This is a genomic window from Mesorhizobium sp. M1004 (genome assembly GCF_040318795.1).
GTDB lineage: Bacteria > Pseudomonadota > Alphaproteobacteria > Rhizobiales > Rhizobiaceae > Mesorhizobium.
The window spans coordinates 144,676-163,743 of the sequence record NZ_JAMYNB010000006.1 but is presented as its reverse complement, the minus strand read 5'-3'; the positions used below and the strand labels follow the sequence as shown (position 1 = coordinate 163,743).

Here is a 19,068-nt window from a genome sequence, read left to right as displayed (position 1 = left end):
ACGCCCGAGCTTTTACGCCCGCCGGGCAATGCACATGGCAGACCAATGACCGACACTGTTGAAACGATCGACTATTCCAAGACGCTTTACCTGCCGCAGACGGATTTCCCGATGCGCGCCGGCTTGCCGGAAAAGGAACCGCTGCTGGTCAAGCGCTGGCAGGACATGGATCTCTACCGCAAGCTGCGCGAAGAGGCCGCAGGCCGCGAGAAATACGTGCTGCATGACGGCCCGCCTTACGCCAACGGCAACATCCATATCGGCCACGCGCTGAACAAGATCCTCAAGGACGTCATCACCCGCTCGTTCCAGATGCGCGGCTATGACTCCAATTACGTGCCCGGCTGGGACTGCCACGGCCTGCCGATCGAATGGAAGATCGAGGAACAGTACCGCGCCAAGGGCAAGAACAAGGACGAGGTGCCGGTCAACGAGTTCCGCAAGGAATGCCGCGACTTCGCCGCGAACTGGATCATGGTGCAGGGCGGCGAGTTCCAGCGGCTCGGCGTCGTTGGCGATTTCAAGAACCCCTATACGACAATGGCTTTCCACTCGGAGTCGCGCATCGCCGGGGAGTTGTTGAAGTTCGCCATGTCGGGCCAGCTCTATCGCGGCTCCAAGCCGGTAATGTGGAGCGTCGTCGAGCGCACCGCACTGGCCGAGGCCGAGATCGAATACCAGGACTATGAGTCCGACACGATCTGGGTGAAGTTTCCAGTTGTGTCAGGATTTTGGAGCGTTGAGCACTTTGTATCAGACGCTGCACCGTCCATGCGCGTTCCGGAAAGCGTTGCACTTTTGGACAACGCCCACGTCGTCATCTGGACGACAACCCCGTGGACGATCCCCGGCAACCGTGCCGTCAATTATTCGTCACGGATCGGCTACGGCCTTTATGAAGTTACCGCAGCCGAAAATTCGTTCGGTCCACAGCCCGGTGAAAAGCTGATTCTTGCAGATGCGCTTGCCGAAGACTCCTCGGCCAAGGCCAAGGTCACCTTGAATCGGCTTCGCAGCGTTTCGGTCGAAGAGCTTGGAAGCCTTACACTTTCACATCCCTTCAAAGGTCTCGGCGGCGGCTACGAATTCGCCGTGCCGATGCTGGCCGGCGATCATGTGACCGACGATGCCGGCACCGGTTTCGTCCATACCGCGCCCGGCCATGGCCGCGAGGACTTTGATGCCTGGATGGATGCGGCATCGGATTTGCGCGCACGTGGCATCGACCCTGCCATCCCCTTCACTGTAGATGATGCCGGCTTCTTCACCAGGGACGCGCCGGGTTTTGGCCCGGATCGCGAAGGCGGGGCGGCGCGCGTGATCGACGACAACGGCAAGAAGGGCAATGCCAACCAGGCGGTCATCGACGAGCTGATCAAGCGCAACGCACTGTTCGCGCGCGGCCGGCTGAAGCACAGCTATCCGCACTCGTGGCGGTCGAAGAAGCCGATCATCTTCCGCAACACGCCGCAATGGTTCGTCTATATGGACAAGGACCTCGGCGACGGCACGACGCTGCGCAGCCGTGCGCTGAAGGCGATCGATGACACACGCTTCGTGCCGGCGGCCGGCCAGAACCGTATCCGCGCCATGATCGAGGAACGCCCGGATTGGGTCTTGTCGCGCCAGCGCGCCTGGGGCGTGCCGATCGCCGTCTTTGCCGACGAGGACGGCAATGTGCTGAAGGACGAAGCCGTCAACCAGCGCATCATGGACGCATTCGAGAGGGAAGGCGCCGACGCCTGGTTCGCTGCCGACGCCAAGGAGCGTTTCCTCGGCAATCACGAGGCCTCCAAATGGAAGCAGGTGATGGACATCCTCGACGTCTGGTTCGATTCGGGCTCGACGCATGTCTTCACGCTGGAAGACCGTCCGGACCTGAAATGGCCGGCCGACGTCTATCTCGAAGGCTCCGACCAGCATCGCGGCTGGTTCCACTCCTCGCTGCTCGAAAGCTGCGGCACCAGGGGCAGGGCACCTTACGACACCGTCGTCACCCATGGCTTCACCATGGATGAGGAGGGGCGAAAGATGTCGAAATCGCTCGGCAACACCGTCGTGCCGCAAGACGTCATCAAGCAGTCCGGCGCCGACATTCTGCGGCTATGGGTGGTGACGACGGATTATTGGGAAGACCAGCGTCTCGGCAAGAACGTGCTGCAGACCAACATCGACGCCTACCGCAAGCTCCGCAACACCATCCGCTGGATGCTGGGCACGCTCGCCCATGACGATGGCGAGGAGGTGCCGCTGGACAAGATGCCGGAACTGGAGCGGCTGATGCTGCATCGGCTGGCCGAGCTCGATGAGGTCGTGCGCTCGGGCTACGACGCGTTCGAGTTCAAACGCATCACCCGCACTTTGCTCGACTTCATGGTGGTCGAGCTGTCGGCCTTCTATTTCGACATCAGGAAGGACGCGCTCTATTGCGAAGGACCCGCCAGCGTGAAGCGCAAGGCCTCGGTACAAGTGGTGCGCCACCTCTTCGACTGCCTGGTGAAATGGCTGGCCCCGATGCTGCCCTTCACCACGGAAGAAGCCTGGCTCGACCGTCATCCGGATGCTGTCTCGCTGCATCTCGACCAGTTCCCCGAGATTCCGGCCGACTGGAAGAACGAGGCACTGGCGGAAAAATGGCGCAAGGTGCGGCAGGTCCGCCGTGTCGTCACCGGCGCGCTCGAGATCGCACGCGCTCAGAAGGTCATCGGTGCCTCGCTGGAAGCCGTGCCGGTCGTGAGCCTCGACGATGCCACGCTTGAAGCCGCGATCGCCGATGTCGACATGGCCGAGATGGCGATCACCAGCGATCTCGTCATCGCCCATGGCAAGGCGCCGGAAGGCGCCTTTGCGCTCGACGATGTCAAAGGTGTCGCGGTGGTGGTCGAAAAGGCCGAGGACCGCGGCTTGGTCAAATGCGCGCGTTCGTGGCGCTATACCGCCGATGTCGGGCAGGACGTGGAATTCCCCGACGTGTCTGCCCGCGATGCCGCCGTCCTGCATGAACTCAAGGCTCTGGGACGTTTGTGACTGCTCATAAGCCGGTGCACAAATGCCATGCCGCGTGGGCGAAAACCGCCCGCGCGTTGCCCTTAACGAGTGGTTGAGATAAACACGCGAAACTCCGGAAGACAAATTGTCGCCGGAATTCCGTCGCAAGAGCGTGGACGATGGGGACCGGGCCTTTGGCCGGTGACGATCGAGAGGCTGTCTAGAGTGGGACTTTTTGGCATGATCGACAGAACTTCCGTGCGCGTTGCGCTGCTGGCGCCGCTTGTCGCGTCCGGCCTCGCTCTGTCCGGTTGCATGGGCTCGCCTACCTACGGCACCGACAAGACGGCTGGCGAGCAGCTTGCCGGAGACCTTTCCGGCGCCTTCGCGATCACGCCCAAGCACAAGGAACAGATCGACTACAGGCCGCGTCCGGAGCTGGTAAAGCCGGCGCCGGGGCAGAAGGAAGTGCTGCCGCCGCCGCAGGAAAGCATCGAGACGGCGAGCACCGATTGGCCCGAATCGCCCGAGCAGCGCCGCGCCCGCCTGCGTGCCGACGCCACTGCCCACCAGGACGACCCGTCCTATCAGTCGGGGATCGTCGATGACGTGCAGACCGATCCGGCTTCCGTGAAGAAGGCGCTGGCGGATTCGGGCTCCAGCCACCCGCCGGCCTGGTCGCCGAAGGATTCAGACAAGGGCCGCGCCGCCGAGATCCAGCGCCGTACCGCAGAGCAAAAGCAGGGCGACCCCAACACTCGCAGATATCTGAGCGAGCCGCCTCTGGCCTATCGAGCTGCCTCCGACACGGCGCCGCAGGGCGAACTCGGCGAGGATGAATACAAGAAGGAACGCCGCCTCAAGAAGGAAGCGGCCGCCAAGGGCAAGAGCGGCGGGCTCTTCGACTGGCTGCCCTCCTGGTAGGAACCGTCGCCTTCGGTAGCTGAAGGCTCTACGTTTCGCGTCTTTCCCGAAAGAATTCCCTGAGCAGCAGCGCCGCGTCGGCCTCGGCCATGCCCGGATAGATGTCGGGCGTATGGTGGCAGGTCGGCGAGGCGAAGAAGCGCACGCCGTTGACCACCGCGCCGCCCTTCTCGTCGGCCGCGCCGAAATAGAGCCGGCGCAGCCTGGCGAAGGAAATGGCGCCTGCGCACATGGCGCAGGGTTCCAGCGTCACATAGAGGTCGTGGCCGGTCAGCCGCTCGCTGGAGAGCGTTTGGCAGGCCGCGCGGATGGCCAGCATTTCGGCATGCGCCGTCGGATCGGCAAGTTCGCGGGTGCGGTTACCGGCGGATGCCACCACCGTGTCGCCGCTGGCGATGACGGCGCCAACCGGAACTTCTCCGCGCAAGGCGGCGGCTTGCGCCTCTTTCAGCGCCAGCGCCATGAAATCCGGCCGCTTCACGCGGTTTCCATTCCGATTATCTCCTCGCCACTTGGCGGTGATCCTGTTATGGAGCGCGTCAACCCGAATATCGGAACAGATTTTCGGAAATGATCATGCGCCAAATCAAAGTGCTATAGCGTCCTTTGCGCGTCCGAAAGGATGCGCCACGCTGTAGCAGCGCAACAAGGCAAAGGCCACATGGACGACAACGACAAGAAATCTCCGCGCCACAAAGGCCCGGGCAAAAGCGGCCCTGGAGCCGCGGGGCCGCGCCGCGATGGCGCCGCCGGCAAAAGCGGCAAACCCTCCTTCGGGGCCAAGAAACCCTATTCACCGCGCGGCGCCCGGCCCGCAGCGGCTGAGGGCGAGCGGCCCAAGCGCGATTTCAAAAGTGGCGACCGGCCATTCAGCAAAGGTCCGCGTTCCGAAGGCAAGCCCTTCGAAAAGCGCGAGGGACCGCGCAAGCCATATGCACCACGCGGTGACCGGCCGATGGCAGCCGAAGGCGAGCGCAAGCCGTATGAAAAGCGCGAAGGGCCGCGCAAACCCTATGCGCCGCGTGGGGATCGCCCTATGGCGGCCGAGGGTGAACGCAAGCCGTATGAAAAGCGCGAGGGGCCGCGCAAGCCTTATGCACCGCGCGGCGATCGGCCGGTTGCGGCCGATGGCGAGCGGCCAAAGCGCGATTTCAAGGGCGGCGATCGGCCGTTCAGCAAGGGGCCGCGTCCCGAAGGCAAGCCTTTCGAAAAGCGTGAAGGGCCTCGCAAGCCCTACGCACCGCGTGGCGATCGGCCTGCTTCCGCCGAGGGCGAAAAGCGTTTTGACCGGCCAAAGCGCGATTTTGGCGATCGCCCGCAGCGCGACGCCGGAGATCGTCCCAAGCGTGACTTCAGCGATCGCCCCAAGCGCGATTTCGGTGGTGACCGGCCGCAAGCATCTGGCGGCGCCTTCAAGCCGCGCCCGCGTCCGGCAGATGCGGAAGAAGCCGGCGAGCGTATCGCCAAGCGGTTGGCCCGCGCCGGCCTGGCGTCGCGCCGCGACGCCGAAGACCTGATCGCGGCGGGCCGTGTCAAGGTCAACAACCGGGCTTTGACCTCGCCGGCCTTCAACGTCATGCCGGGCGACATCATCCATCTCGACGGCATGGAGATCCCGCCGATCGAGCGCACCCGCCTGTTCCTGTTTCACAAGCCTGCCGGCGTCGTTACCACCAACCGCGACCCCGAGGGTCGCAAGACCGTGTTCGACGTGCTGCCGGCCGAATTGCCACGGCTGATGACCATCGGCCGCCTCGACATCAACACCGAAGGCCTGCTGCTGCTCACCAACGATGGCGGTCTGTCGCGCGTGCTCGAACTGCCTGCCACTGGCTGGCTGCGCCGTTACCGCGTGCGCGTTCATGGCAAGGTCGAGGAAAGCATGCTCGCAGGCCTGCGTGAAGGCATTGCCGTCGACGGCGTCTTCTACGGCGCCATCGAAGCGACGCTCGATCGTGAACAAGGCACCAACGCGTGGCTGACGATCGGCCTGCGCGAAGGCAAGAACCGCGAAGTGAAGAACATCCTTGGATCGCTCGGCCTCGACGTGACGCGGCTGATCCGCATCTCCTACGGACCGTTCCAGCTCGACGATCTCGCCGAAGGCCATGTGCTGGAGATCAAGGGCCGCGTCTTGCGCGACCAGCTCGGCGAGCGACTGGTCGAGGAATCCGGCGCCAATTTCGACGCCGAGATCATCAAGCCGTTTTCCAACCAGCCGGTGCGGCGAGAGCGTGACGCGGAGCCGGAACGGCCGAAAGTCACCCGCGAGGGTGACCATCGGCCGATCGGCGAGGGCGGTCTTATCAAGAACCGCAAGCGCCGCGAAGGCAGCCGCGACGAAGCGCTCGGCAAGCTGTCGACCAGTCCCGAAAGGGGCGCGAGGCCGGAAAAGAGCTTTGGCGAACGCGGCCCGAGACCCGAGCGCAGCGAGTTTTCGGACAAGCCGCGCAGCGAGTTTCGCGAAAAGCCGCGCGGCGCCTTTGGTGACAAACCGCGCGGCGGCAAGAAGCCCGAGCGCGAGCAGCGGCCGATCGATCCGCCGGGCCAGCGCAAGGCTAATGTCTGGATGGCGCCGGGCGCGCGTCCGATCGGCAAGGGCAGGGCGGAAGCCGATGCCGCCAAGGCGGCCGAGGCCAAGGCGCGCAAGGCGTCGTTCAAGCCGTCCTATGGCAAGCCGTCCTATGGCAAGCCGGGCGGAGCCAAGCCGTTCGGCAAGCCGGGTGGCGAGCGTCCGGATGGCGGTCGGGGCGGCGAGCGGCCACGCAACGGTCCCAAGGGCCCGAGGACCAGATGATGCCGGGACTTAAATGAGATCCGGCCTTAAATGAGACCCGGGAATAAATGAGAATCGTCGGCGGCCAATTTCGCGGGCGTCCGCTGGCGACGCCGCGCGACCATGCCATCCGCCCGACGACCGACCGCGCCCGCGAGGCCGTCTTCAACGTGTTGGCGCACCGCTTTGCCGACAAGCTCGACGGCGCGCGTGTGCTCGACCTTTTCGCCGGCACCGGCGCTCTCGGCCTCGAAGCGCTGTCGCGCGGCGCTTCCTATGGCGTCTTTATCGAAGAATCGGCCGAAGGGCGCGGCCTGATCCGCACCAATGTCGAAGCTTTTGGCCTTACCGGCCGCACCAAGATCTTCCGCCGCGACGCGACCGCCCTGGGTGAGGCCGGTACGCTTGCGGCATTCGGCCTGGTCTTCGCCGATCCGCCCTATGGCAAGGGCCTTGGCGAGCGCGCCCTGCGCTCGGCCAGGGATGGCGGCTGGCTGCTGCCAGGCGCGCTGTGCGTGGTCGAGGAAGCCGCCTCGGCGCCCTTCGAGATTGGGCCGGAATTCTCGGTGCTTGATGAACGAAACTACGGCGAGACGGTGATCCGGTTCGTCGAGCTTGCGTAAGGGTGGGGCGATCGGCGCCTTCAAAATGACGCACAATTCACTTTGCCTCCCCGGCTAACCTTGCCTATCGTCGCGCGATAACAACCGGAGCCATCAATGACATTTCATACTGAATGGCTGCGGAGAGCCTTGCTCGCCACCGCGCTGACCATGGCCGGCCCGGCCCTGGCCGCGGATGATGGCAAGGTGGCCAACTTCCTGCTCGACAATGGCATGGAGGTGGTGGTCATTCCCGATCATCGCGCCCCCATCGTCACCCATATGGTGTGGTACAAGATCGGCAGCGCCGACGAGCCGCCAGGCAAGTCCGGCATAGCGCACTTCTTCGAACACCTGATGTTCAAGGCCACGACCAACCACGCCGCGGGCGAGTTCGACCGCGCCATATCGGCCATCGGCGGCTCCAACAACGCCTTCACCTCATATGACTACACTGCCTTCCACGAGACGGTGGCGCCCTCGGCACTTGGTGAGATGATGAGCTTCGAGGCCGATCGCATGCGCAACCTCATCTTGACCGACGAGGTCATCAAGACCGAGCGCGACGTGATCCTGGAAGAGCGCCGCTCGCGCATCGACAGCAATCCGCAGGCGGTGCTCGACGAAGAGGTCGACGCGACGCTCTGGCAGAACCAGCCCTACCGCATTCCGGTGATCGGCTGGATGCAGGAGATGGAGCAGTTGAACCGCACCGATGCGGTTGCCTTCTATGACAAATACTACCGGCCCAACAATGCGGTGCTGATCGTGGCCGGCGATGTCGAGCCGGAGGTCGTGAAGGCGCTGGCCGAAAAAACCTATGGCAAGGTCGCGCGCGGTCCCGACCTGCCCCTGCGCATCCGCCCGGTCGAGCCGGAGCAGAACACCAAGCGCACGGTGACGCTCACCGATGGGCGCGTTTCGGTGCCGAGCTTTTCGACGCAATGGGTGGTTCCGTCCTACCACACGGCAAAACCCGGCGAGGCCGAGGCGCTCGACCTGCTGGGAGAGATCCTTGGCGGCGGCAGCCGCAGCAGGCTCTACCAGCAACTCGTGGTCAAGCAAGGCATCGCATCGGCGACCGGCGCCTTCTTCCAGGGTACGATGCTCGACGCCACCAATTTCACCGTCTATGGCGCGCCGCGCGGCGACGCCAAGCTGAGCGACGTCGAGGCGGCCGTCGAGGCCGAGATCGCCCGCATCGTCAAGGACGGCGTCACCGCCGACGAGCTGGAGAAGGCCAAGGCCCGCTATATCAGGGCCATGATCTTCGCCCGCGACAAGCAGGACGAGATGGCCAATCTCTACGGCGCCGAGCTCGCCACCGGCGGCAACGTCAGGGATATCGAGGAATGGCCGGACCGCATTCGCAAGGTCACCGCCGATGAGATCAAGGCGGTCGCCGCACGCTATCTGCTGCTCGACCGTACGACGACCGGCTATCTCTTGCCGCAGCAACAGGCGGGGAATTGATGATGACGAGATTGAGCATTGGCGCTGCCCCTCACCTGCCTGCCGGCATCCTCTCTCCGTATAGTGACGGGGAGAGGGGCGCTGTCATCGCCGATTTCGCCAACCATCAGCGTCGTAAGAAGAGCGCCAGCGTCGCGGCGAGACCCCTTCTCCCCGTCACTATACGGGGAGAAGTGCCCGGCAGCGCGATGAGGGGCGGAGCTGACCTTGGCGATCAATGGCCTGATGCGATTGCTGATAGGCGCATCGCGGTTCTCCACGCCCTCGCCACACTGTTCCTCGGCATCTTCTTCCTCATCCTGCCGGCGCTTGCCGCGCACGCGATGGACATCCAACCGGTGACCTCGTCAAAGGGCGTCAATGCCTGGCTGGTCGAGGACCACTCCATTCCGATCATCGCCATCCGCTTCGTCTTCGATGGCGGCTCGACGCAGGATCCGGCGGGGCGGGAAGGGTTGGTCAATCTGATGACCGGCCTGTTCGACGAGGGCGCCGGCGACCTCGACAGCGAGGCCTTCCAGATCAAGCTTGACGATGCCGGCGCAGAGATGGGCTTCGAAGCGGCGCGCGACGGCACCTATGGCGCGATGCGGATGCTGGCCGAGCAGAAGGATGCGGCCTTCGACCTGCTCAGGCTGGCGGTCACCAGCCCGCGCTTCGACCAGGCGCCGATCGACCGCATCCGCGCCCAGATCCTGTCCGGCATCATCGCCAATGAGCGTGACCCCAACACCGTCGCGCAAACCAAATGGCTGCGCGCCATCTATGGCGACCATCCGTATTCCAGGCCCGACCAGGGCACCAAGGACAGCATTGCCACCGTCACGGCGGCGGATCTGGCGGCCTTCCACAAGGCCAATTTCGCCCTCAGCGGCCTGCATGTCGCGGTGGTCGGCGACATCGACGCCGCGACGCTGAAGCGGAAGCTCGATGAGGTCTTCGGCGATCTGCCGGAAAAGCAGGTGCTGCAACCGGTTGCCGATACCGAGCTGAAGCTCGGCCAGCAGCTCGAGGTCGACTACGACCTGCCGCAGACCTCGCTGCAGTTTGCCTACCCCGGTGTGAAGCGCGATGCGCCGGATTTCTTCCCCGCGGTGCTGATGAACCAGATTCTCGGCGGCGGCACCTTCACCTCGCGCCTCTATGACGAGGTGCGGGAAAAGCGCGGCCTGGCCTACTCCGTCGATTCCAACCTGGTCGACCACCAGCATTCCAATGCGCTGATCATCACCACGGCGACGCGTTCCGACCGCGCCGCCGAGACGCTCGCCATCGTCAAGGAGGTGGTCAAGAAGATGGCGCAGGAGGGGCCGACCGAGGCCGAGCTGGACGCGACCAAGAAATACATGGTCGGCTCCTATGCTATTAGCAATCTGGATTCTTCCAGCGCCATTGCCGCGACCCTGGTGGAATTGCAGCTCGACAATCTCGGCATCGACTACGTGCAGCGCCGCGCGGCGCTCATCAACGGCGTGACGCTCGATCAGGTCAAGGCAGCGGCGAAGAAGCTGCTGACGCCGGCGCCCGCGATCATGAGCATCGGGCCGAAGCTGGAGGCCAAATGACAGGTCCGACTTTCGGTATCGCCTTTGGCGGCGGCGGCGCGCGCGGCCTCGCCCATATCCACATCGTCGAGGCGCTGGATGAGCTCGGCATCATGCCCGTGGCCATCGCCGGCTCCTCGATCGGCGCCATCATGGGCGCCGGCATGGCCTCGGGCATGAGCGGCAAGGACATCGAGGACTACGCCCGCTCGATCCTCGGCCGCCGCGCCGAGGTGGCGGCGCGCATGTGGCGCTCGCGTCCCGGCACCATCGCCGAGGCGATGCAGGGCGGCATCCGCGTCAGCCAGTTCAACATAGAGCGCATCTTGAAGGCGTTCCTGCCGGAAGCCATCCCGGAAACCTTCGCCGAGCTGAAAATCCCGCTGAAGGTGACGGCGACGGACTATTTCGGTCACAAGCTGGCCGTCTTCGACGAGGGCGACCTGCATTCGGCGCTCGCCGCCTCGGCTGCCATTCCCGCCGTGTTCCGCCCGGTGACGCGCGACGACCGCGTGCTGATCGACGGCGGCATCTACAATCCGGTGCCGTTCGACCTCATCGAAGACGCCGCCGACATCATCATCGCGATCGACGTCGTCGGTGCGCCGAGCGAGGCCGAGCGCAAGCACCCGACCACCGTCGATCTGATGTACGGCGCCACGCAATTGATGATGCAGTCGATCATCGCCCACAAGCTGAACCAGCGCCCCCCCGACATACTGATCCGCCCGCCGGTGTCGAAATACCGCGTGCTCGATTTCATGAAGATCGACACGCTGCTTGCCGAGACGCACGAGGTCAAGGACGAACTGAAGCGCGAGGTGGAAAGAGTGGTCGAGGCGCGTGGCAAGGGCAAGCGGGGGAAGAAAGCAGGGTGAGCTGCCGATCTCCCCCCAAGGGGGAGATTACACCACCAGCGTCTCACACCTTCCCAGCCGCATATTCCAGCGCCACCACGCCATTGCTGAACTGTACGGTCGAGATCGGCTCCAACGCCACCGGCATATCGGACGGGAACAGCTTCTTGCCCTCGCCGACGGTGCCAGGGTAGCTGAGCAGCCTGACGCGATCGACCAGACCATGGCGCAGCAATTCCCGCGCGACGCTCAGGCTGCCATGCACATAGATGTTGCCGCCGCTGCCTTGCTTCAGCGCCCGAACCGCTTCCGGCAACGCACCCTTCAGCAACTCGGCCGGTTTCCAGTCGAGTGCCTTCGGGCTTGTCGACGCGACATATTTCGGCAGCGCATTGAACCGGTCGGCGAAGTCTCCGGTTTCCTTGGGCCAAGAGCCGGCAAAAATCTCGTAGGTCGTGCGCCCCAGAAGCATGGCCCCGCTGTCGGCAAGCTCGTCCTCCTTGAACCTTTGCATCTCATCGTTCCAGGTCACGCTGGGCAGCTTCTCGACCTCGGCGATGCCATCGATGCTGATGAACTCGGTGACAATAAGGTTTCTCATGGCGCTCTCCTTCTTCTGTCAAAGGACGAACCGCGTGAGCCTTTTGCGACCGCTCTGCGAAAAAAATGCGCTTTGTTGAGCAGCTGTCGGGCGCTGGCCCATTCGCGCTTAAAGGGGGGCGCTTCGGACACCATCGACAAACGCCAGAACGACCACACACGGAGCAACGCAGTAAACCAGTCTCGCTCTGCGGCCCGTCTTCGTCACAGCGTCGCTTGCGTCGAGATCGACGGTGATGTCCTCATAGCCCAGCACTTCGCCATCAAGCGGGTAGGCGGCCTTGTAGACAGCTTCCTTGGCGGCAAAAAGGATGCGACCGGCAAGATACGGGTCGGTTGCGTCGATCCGGTCAGCGGGGACTGCAACCAGCGCGAAGATGTCGTCGGGCAGGGGCAAAGCGGGCTCGATATCGATGCCGAGCGAGGCGACGTGGGAGAGCGGCGCGACGGCCGCCACGGCTATCTCGTCGTCGTGAGCCAGCGACCCCGTTACTCCATGAGGCCATACCGGTGCGCCGGAGGAGCCGCGGAGGATAGCGACGTCGTTCAAGCCCATATCCGCCAGCAACTCGTGCGCGATCCACCGCGCCGCGCCACTCGCCCGCCGCATCAGCGGCAGGCGTGACGGGATGGAGCGTGCTTCCTGCGGCAGCAAATGGTTCTCATCGCCTTCGCGGATCGTGCGGCATCCGATCCGAACGCCGGCCGGTGCCATGGCGGCCATCGCCGCCAGCAACTGCGCCGACAGGCTGGCACCGGCATCGAGCCGGCGCGTCATGGCTGTTCGCCCCGCAGAGCGAGGTCGGCGATCATTTCCCCGTCCTCGTCGGGCCCTTCTTCGACGAAACCGGCAGCGCGATAGAGGCGGCGTGCCGCTTCATTCCCAGGTTCGTAGCAGATCGAAACGTGGCTGATGTGGCCGAGCCGCATGATTTCATCCAGCACTTCGCGCAAAGCGGCCTTGCCGTAGCCTTGGCCCTGATGGACGCGACCGATCATGAAGCGGTAGATTCGCGCCTCGTCGTCGTCCTGCGGCGCCTCGTACATCAGGAAACCGACGACGCGATCCCCTGCCATGACGACGCGCGGCCGAGCGTCCCCGTCGGTTTCGGCTTCGTCCAGCGACTCCGCATTGCTGGCGACGAAATCCATCTGATCCGCAGCCAGTTCCAGAGCCGCGACCAGGGCCCGGTTGGCCGCAGCCAGCGAAACGAGACGGACGTCTGCGCCCATCAAGCCGTTGCCTTGACGCTATCCTCCGGCAGCGGCTCGACGAAGCGATGCAGCTTGGCCGGGTTGCCCCGCCAGATCGAGTTGGGCTCCAGCTCTTCGCCCTTCATCACGAAGGAGTCCGCGTCGACCATCGAGCCTTTGCCCATCACCACGCCGTAGTGGACAAAGGCGGAAGGCCCGAGCGTGCAGCCATCGCAGATGCGGATGAAATCGGACTTGAACGCGCCTTCTTCCAGCGAATGGGCCTGGATCACGCAGCCCTCGTTGAGCGTGACGTCGTCGCCGATCTCGACCAGCGAACGCTCGGTCAAATTGCTGCCGCCATCATAGACCCGGCTGCCGACCTTGACGCCGAGCAGGCGCAGGATCATCGGCCGGAACGGCGTGCCGGCGAACAGGCGCACGATGGGCGAATCCGCCAGCTTCCAGTGGCGCTCGTGGCGCCAGAAGGCGACGTCGTAGATGGTCGTCATCTGCGGCTTCAAGCCGCGGAAACCAAGACTTGCCCGCTCGACCAGAATGTAGAACGGAATGGTGATCGCCGAGGTCAAGATGACGGCGGCGAACAGCGCCACCTCCGCCCATTCCGTATAGTAGTTCAGCGCCCGGTCCCAGATCGCCAGCGTGACGAACAGCATGACCCATTGCGTTGCCAGGAACAGAAGAATGGTCACCAGGTTGTGGCGGTTCTTGAACGGGATGCGCCGGCGCCGGTCTGCCTCGTCGACGCCCGCGATAAGCTCCTTGTCGCGGTTCACCATGCGCGGGATTTCAAAGGCGGGCGAACCGAGAAGGCCGACATTCTCGCGCAACGGCCCGTCGATGGGGATCATCACCTTGGTGCCGAGCAGGACGTTGTCGCCCGTGCGCCCGTCCGGCGGATAATAGATGTTGTTGCCGAGATAGTTGCGCTCGCCGATGCGCGTCGGCTCGAGCCTGAAGGCCGAGGCGGACTTGTGCATGTTGATCATGAACAGCCCGTCCGACACCATGGTCTCGGTGCCGATCTCGCACAGAAGCGGGTTTTCGTGCTGCTGGTTGGAGCCGAAATTGGAACCGGTCTGCACCACTCTGTTGAGGTTCCAGCCGATGGCGCGCATGTAGTGCACGATCGCCGAGCTGTCGCCGGCCAGGAGCCCGAGCACGCGGGAATTGCTGGCGAATTCGGCGACGGTCTGCAGCCAGTAGCGGAAACCGTAAAGCGTGTAGGTGCGGCCCGGCTTCAAGATCAGGCTCGTCAGGCGCGGCACCAGCGTCGCTGCCAGGAAAGCCGCCGCGATATAGCCGAAAAGCGTGACCGTGGTGCCGATTGCGACAAGGCCGATCGTCTCCTGATAGTCGTCGCCGACATATTCCCAGTAGCTGTGGAACAGGAGCGGCAGCGGGGTGACGAGGCCAAACAGGCCGACCAGCTGCAGCGCTTCATAGAGGAAGCGCCGGACCTGGTAAGGATTGACATTGCGCACCTTGCAATAGTCCGCCGTGGTCGGCACCGCCGGCGATCCATGCCAGTGCTCGCCGTCGGGAATGCTTTGCCCGCGATGCAGCGAGGACGAATGGCCGAGCTGGGCGCCGTTGCCGATCCTGGTGTCGATGTCGAGCGTGGAGCCGACGCCGACGAAGGCATCGCGGCCGATGGTCAGCGGCCCGGTGTGGATATAACCGGACTGGGCCCTGAAGCCGAGGATCATCGATTCCTTGCGCAGGATGGTGTTGGCGCCGATGGAAATAAGATCCGTGCAGACGGGCACGGACTTCGATTCGATGACGGCGTTTTTCCCGAGTTTGGTGCCGAGCAGCTGCAGATAGAGGCTGTAGAGCGGGCTGCCGCGGAACAGCACGACGGGTGCGGTGCGGATCAACGTCTTGACCACCCAGAAGCGGAAGTAGCGCACGCCCCAGATCGGAAACGCCTCGGCCTTCCAGCGGCCGATGAGCACCCATTTCGCCAGGACTGCAAAGCCCGACATGCCGAAGAACACGGCGGCCGAGAGCGCCACGCACCGGATATAGAGCTGCAGCGGATCGTCGAGCGCGTCATACATCCAGTTGAGGCCGTCATTGATCGCCCAGAGGGCCACGTAGCTGTAGAGGCCGTAGAACGAAAGCTGCGCCGCGCCGCAGGTCCAGTAGGCGAAATTCGAGGCCCGGCGGGTGAGGACCGGCTCGTTGGTTGCCGTCGTCATCTCCTCCGCTACCCCCAGATGCAGCGCCAGGCGCGCCACTGTGGGATAGAGATAGATGTCGCGCATCGACGTCGTCGCCCATTCCTTCCTGGTGCGCACGCGCGCGCAGAAATGCGCCATCAGCAAGGAGTTGGCGCCGAGATCGTCGAAGAAGTGATCCTCGACCGACACCGCGCCGAATTTCAGCACCGTGGCCAGCGCTTCCGCCAGGAAACGCTCGTCCTCATTGGCGGGCGGCACCATCGTGCGATCGGCCGAAAGCCGGATGCTCGTCGGCTTCGGCAGCTGGCGCAGGTCTACCTTGTTGGAGACGGTCATCGGGATGGCAGGCAGTTCCTCCAGATAGGCGGGCACCATGTAGTCGGGCAGCCGCCGCTTCATCGTCTGGGCGAGATCCGCACGGGAAACCGCCGCTACGCCGGTTTTAAGCGCGTAATAGGCAACGAGTTCGACGCGGCCGGGCTCGATCTCCCAGGTGGTCACGGCGGCCTGGGCGATCTCGGGCTGGTCGAGCAGCACCGCCTCGATCTCGCCGAGTTCGATGCGATATCCGCGAATCTTCACCTGCGTGTCGATGCGCCCGGCATACTCGATCTCGCCGCTATCGTTGATCCGGCCAAGATCGCCGGTGCGGTAGATGCGCTGCGACGGGTTGTTCGGCAGGCCGACGAAATCGGCGATGAATTTCTGGTCGGTCAGGTCCGGCCGGTTCAGATAACCGACGGCGAGCCCGATGCCGGCAATGCCGATCTCGCCCAGTTCACCGGGCTCGGCAAGTTGCGGCAGCGAAGCGTCGAGAATGACGATCGAGTAAGTCGGCAACGGCGCGCCGATTGTGACGGGACGGTCCGGCGTCAGCGCCCCCATCGTTGCGGTGACGGTCGCCTCGGTCGGCCCGTAGGTGTTGAGGATCTGCCGGCCCGGCTTCGACCAGCGCACCACCAGATTGTGCGGGCAGGCCTCGCCGCCCACCAAAAGCGTGCGCAGGCTGGGAACGTCCGATGTCATCGATGACAACAATGTCGGGCTGCAGGCCATGCAGGTGATGTCATGGAGGCGCAGGAAATCCGCCAGTTCCTCGCCCACCAGCGGCATCTGGCCAGGTGCCGGCACCACCGTCGCGCCGGCGACGAACGGCACCCAGATCTCTTCGGAGGAAAAGTCGAAGGCAATGGTCATGCCCTGATACGCCCGGTCGCCCGGCCGGTAGCCGTAGGAGGCGGCCGCGACGTGTATGAAATTGACGAAGCTCTGGTGCGTGATGACCACGCCCTTGGGCTTGCCAGTGGTGCCCGAGGTATAGAGGATGTAGCAAATGTCGTCGGCCGCCTGCGGCTTCAGCGGCGCGGGCGACTGCGCGGAAATCTCGGCGGCGGCGCTGTCGATCAGCACATGCGGAACGGGCAGTTGACCGGCGCGCGACGCATAGGCGGCGATGGTGACGATCATGCTGACGGCGGCGTCTTCGATGATCAGCGCCATCCGCTCCTGCGGAAACGCGGTGGCCAGCGGCACGAAGGCAGCCCCCGCCTTCATCACCGCCAGCAACGCGACATAGGTTTCCGCCGATCGGTCGAGAATGAGCCCGACCCGGTGGCCCGGCCGCACGCCGTGCTTGATCAGCATGCGGGCGAACTGGTTGGCGCGGCTGTTCAGCTCCTGATAGGTCCACACGCGCCCTTCGGAGATCACCGCCGGCAGTGCGGCAAACGTTACGGCGAGCTGCTCGAACACCGTATCGAGCCGCTCACCCGGCTGCCGGGCAAAGTCGGCGCCCGTCAGGACCTGGCCGTTCCTTGTCGGGCCGCGAGCGATCCGTGCCAGCGCATCGATGCCTGGCAGGCCGCCGATCGGTGTTGCCGCGTGGCTGTCCAGTTCGGCGATATCGTAGTCCATGTCCATACTTTCTCGTCCTCGCCGGGCATCGCCCGGCTGTTCGTGCCGCCGCTGGAGGAGGCACTGCGCCGCCGCTGCGATTTTGTTGGTGGAGGGCTTCCAAAAAGGAAGTGCCCGGAATCCCGACGGGGAAGCTTATGCCACCCGATCTTTTCGCCGGTTTTTCCGAACTGTTGAATTTTGTTTCTGGAGTGTGTCTGGGCGGGGAGCTTGGCCGGCCGCTCGCTGCACCTTGCGGGGGAGGGCTTCAGCGTTGGTGGCAACCCGGAAACAGAATATGAGCGAACCTCATGCGGACGACGCCGGCGAGCTGTCTATCTTGGAGCGCTACGGCGACCCAGCAGCAGAGCGATGCCCAACGCCGGAAGCGTCGCCGCCGCGACGGCCAAGAAGACGAATTGCAGCCCGGTCGACGCGGCGACCAGGCCGAGCGCCGGACTGCCGAAGCCGAGCGCCACGTCGAGGAAGACGGTGTAGAGTCCCATGGCCAGGCCGCGGCTGCGCGACGGAAGACGGCTTACGGCCTCGGCGCCGAGACCGGGATAGACCAGCGAGTAGCCGAGGCCAGTCAGACCCGCTCCGATTGCGGCGACAACAGGCCCGGTCGCAAGCCAGATCAGCATCAGCCCTGCCGCCTCGACCACAACGAAGATCACAGCGACGCGTGCGCCTCCAAGCCTGTCGGGCAGGTGGCCGAAGCACAGCCTTGCCACAATCAGAGACGCAGCATAGGCCGTGAAAGGAAGCCATACCGGCTGCCAGCCCTGCTCGGCGAAGAGCAGGGCGCCGAAGCCCAGAATAGCACCATAGCCGAGGCTGCTGAAAGCAGCTCCGACGCCAGGAAGCCAGACCGCTTTCGCCACGCTCCTCCATGACTGCGGCACGCTGCCCGAGGCGGCGCTGGTGCCGCGCATCGGCAGGATGGCAAGCAGCGTCGCCAGCGGCAGGATGATCGTCGCGAGCGCGATCGCGGTGAAACCGCTCGCCGCATAAAGCGCAGATCCGACCGGCGCCCCCAGCGCGAGCGCCGCAAACATCGCCGTGCCCACCCAGGCTATGACTTTTCCGGAGTTCTGTCCGCCCGCAACGGAGAGGCCCCAGGCGACGCCGCCGGTGATGATGAAGCTCTCGGACGCGCCCAGCACCGCCCGTCCGGCGAACAGCGCCGATGCGGACGCTACCGGCCGGTCGAGCAATGCCAGCGAGCCGAGGTAAAATAGCCCGGCAAGGGCAGCGGCAACGAGGCCGACGACGACGGCGCGCTTGCCGCCGCGTCCATCGGCATAGTTTCCAGCCCCGATGCGCGACAGCATCGAGGCGACGAACTGGCTGCCCGTCACCAGCCCGACTGCGAAGGGGCCGAAGCCGAGCTGCTGGTGAAGATGCAGCGGCAGGACGGGTAGCGCCAGGCCGATCAGCAGGAAGCCGGCGAAGACAGCCGCCATGATCGGCACCAGTTCCGCGATGACGCCATTTCGGTCTGACATCCGCGCCATTTTGGCCATCGGCAGCCCAACTGTTCGGATCAGTAGCGTTCGTAGGTTACGCGCCAGCCTTCGGCCGGGTTGTCCGGCGTGAGGACCAGTTTGTTGTCCGAGACCTCGAATTTGCGTTTCATGCTCTTCCCGACAAGGTTGCGGACCAGGGAGGACTCGATTGTGATGACGAAGGTCTTGTCCTGGTCGTTGATGGCGACCGACCCGTAATAGGCTTCGTAGCCATTCGCCGTGTAAGGCGTGTCCTGCGCCTTGGGGTCGGGGTTCTGCGCCTGCACAGAGAGGGTGCCGGCCTCGGTGAAGATGACCTGGCCGGAATAGGACACGGGCTTCAGGTTTCCCTCGGAGCCGGCCTCGAGCGAAATCATGCGCCATGCGCCGATGATCGCGGATTCTTGCGAGAGAGCCGGCGTGGCGACCGAAAGGGCAAGCGCAAGGGCGGCAATCTTTAATCTCATAGTCATATGTCGTTGTTCCTTTTCTGAGTTGTGGG

General features: G+C 64.4%; 14 protein-coding genes. 7 read left to right on the top strand and 7 right to left on the bottom strand.

What is annotated here, in order from left to right; translation table 11 throughout:
* The first annotated feature begins 45 nt into the window (after positions 1-45).
* Both ileS and NKH54_RS14645 read left to right on the top strand, forming a co-directional pair.
* Entirely contained in the window at positions 46-3,027 is a 2,982-nt protein-coding gene (gene ileS / locus NKH54_RS14650; protein ID WP_353028455.1) for an isoleucine--tRNA ligase, read from the top strand.
* A 201-nt stretch (positions 3,028-3,228) separates the two neighbouring features.
* Positions 3,229-3,912 (top strand): hypothetical protein, encoded by a 684-nt coding sequence (locus NKH54_RS14645; protein ID WP_023682973.1) that lies wholly within the window; start codon positions 3,229-3,231, stop codon positions 3,910-3,912.
* 28 nt (positions 3,913-3,940) lie between these two features.
* Here NKH54_RS14645 and NKH54_RS14640 read toward each other — a convergent pair whose 3' ends face one another.
* Positions 3,941-4,393 (bottom strand): nucleoside deaminase, encoded by a 453-nt coding sequence (locus NKH54_RS14640; protein ID WP_023694762.1) that lies wholly within the window; start codon positions 4,391-4,393, stop codon positions 3,941-3,943.
* A gap of 180 nt (positions 4,394-4,573) precedes the next feature.
* Here NKH54_RS14640 and NKH54_RS14635 point away from each other — a divergent pair, with 180 nt between their 5' ends.
* From NKH54_RS14635 to NKH54_RS14615, 5 genes are all read left to right on the top strand, one after another.
* A complete protein-coding gene (locus tag NKH54_RS14635; RefSeq protein WP_353028454.1) occupies positions 4,574-6,709 on the top strand; it encodes a pseudouridine synthase in 2,136 nt (711 codons plus the stop codon).
* A 47-nt stretch (positions 6,710-6,756) separates the two neighbouring features.
* Positions 6,757-7,311, top strand: a complete 555-nt coding sequence (rsmD, locus tag NKH54_RS14630; protein ID WP_023730465.1) for a 16S rRNA (guanine(966)-N(2))-methyltransferase RsmD — start codon at positions 6,757-6,759, stop codon at positions 7,309-7,311.
* Between the two features lie 96 nt (positions 7,312-7,407).
* Positions 7,408-8,763 carry a M16 family metallopeptidase gene (locus NKH54_RS14625; protein WP_023730466.1) on the top strand — a complete coding sequence of 452 codons (1,356 nt, stop codon included), beginning with the start codon at positions 7,408-7,410 and terminating at the stop codon, positions 8,761-8,763.
* 188 nt (positions 8,764-8,951) lie between these two features.
* Positions 8,952-10,328, top strand: a complete 1,377-nt coding sequence (locus NKH54_RS14620; RefSeq protein ID WP_023730467.1) for a M16 family metallopeptidase — start codon at positions 8,952-8,954, stop codon at positions 10,326-10,328.
* Positions 10,325-11,185, top strand: coding sequence for a patatin-like phospholipase family protein (locus tag NKH54_RS14615; RefSeq protein ID WP_023819980.1), 861 nt, complete (start codon positions 10,325-10,327; stop codon positions 11,183-11,185). Before NKH54_RS14620 ends, NKH54_RS14615 begins: the two co-directional genes overlap by 4 nt.
* A 43-nt stretch (positions 11,186-11,228) precedes the next feature.
* Here the strand turns inward: NKH54_RS14615 and NKH54_RS14610 are convergent, their stop codons facing one another.
* From NKH54_RS14610 to NKH54_RS14585, 6 genes are all read right to left on the bottom strand, one after another.
* Positions 11,229-11,765: a dihydrofolate reductase family protein gene (locus NKH54_RS14610; RefSeq protein WP_352790346.1), complete on the bottom strand. Its 537-nt coding sequence runs from the start codon at positions 11,763-11,765 to the stop codon at positions 11,229-11,231.
* 108 nt (positions 11,766-11,873) lie between these two features.
* Positions 11,874-12,542, bottom strand: coding sequence for a 4'-phosphopantetheinyl transferase family protein (locus tag NKH54_RS14605; protein WP_352790349.1), 669 nt, complete (start codon positions 12,540-12,542; stop codon positions 11,874-11,876).
* Positions 12,539-12,997, bottom strand: a complete 459-nt coding sequence (locus tag NKH54_RS14600; RefSeq protein ID WP_352790350.1) for a GNAT family N-acetyltransferase — start codon at positions 12,995-12,997, stop codon at positions 12,539-12,541. The genes NKH54_RS14605 and NKH54_RS14600 overlap by 4 nt, the downstream gene beginning before the upstream one ends.
* Positions 12,997-17,085: a Pls/PosA family non-ribosomal peptide synthetase gene (locus tag NKH54_RS14595; RefSeq protein WP_353028453.1), complete on the bottom strand. Its 4,089-nt coding sequence runs from the start codon at positions 17,083-17,085 to the stop codon at positions 12,997-12,999. Before NKH54_RS14595 ends, NKH54_RS14600 begins: the two co-directional genes overlap by 1 nt.
* A 308-nt stretch (positions 17,086-17,393) precedes the next feature.
* Positions 17,394-18,575, bottom strand: a complete 1,182-nt coding sequence (locus NKH54_RS14590) for an arabinose transporter (RefSeq protein WP_352794481.1) — start codon at positions 18,573-18,575, stop codon at positions 17,394-17,396.
* Positions 18,576-18,604: 29 nt separating this feature from the next.
* The gene (locus NKH54_RS14585) at positions 18,605-19,039 is read right to left on the bottom strand and encodes a lipocalin-like domain-containing protein (RefSeq protein WP_352790357.1); all 435 of its coding nucleotides are present in this window, start codon (positions 19,037-19,039) and stop codon (positions 18,605-18,607) included.
* Between the last annotated feature and the right edge of the window lie 29 nt (positions 19,040-19,068).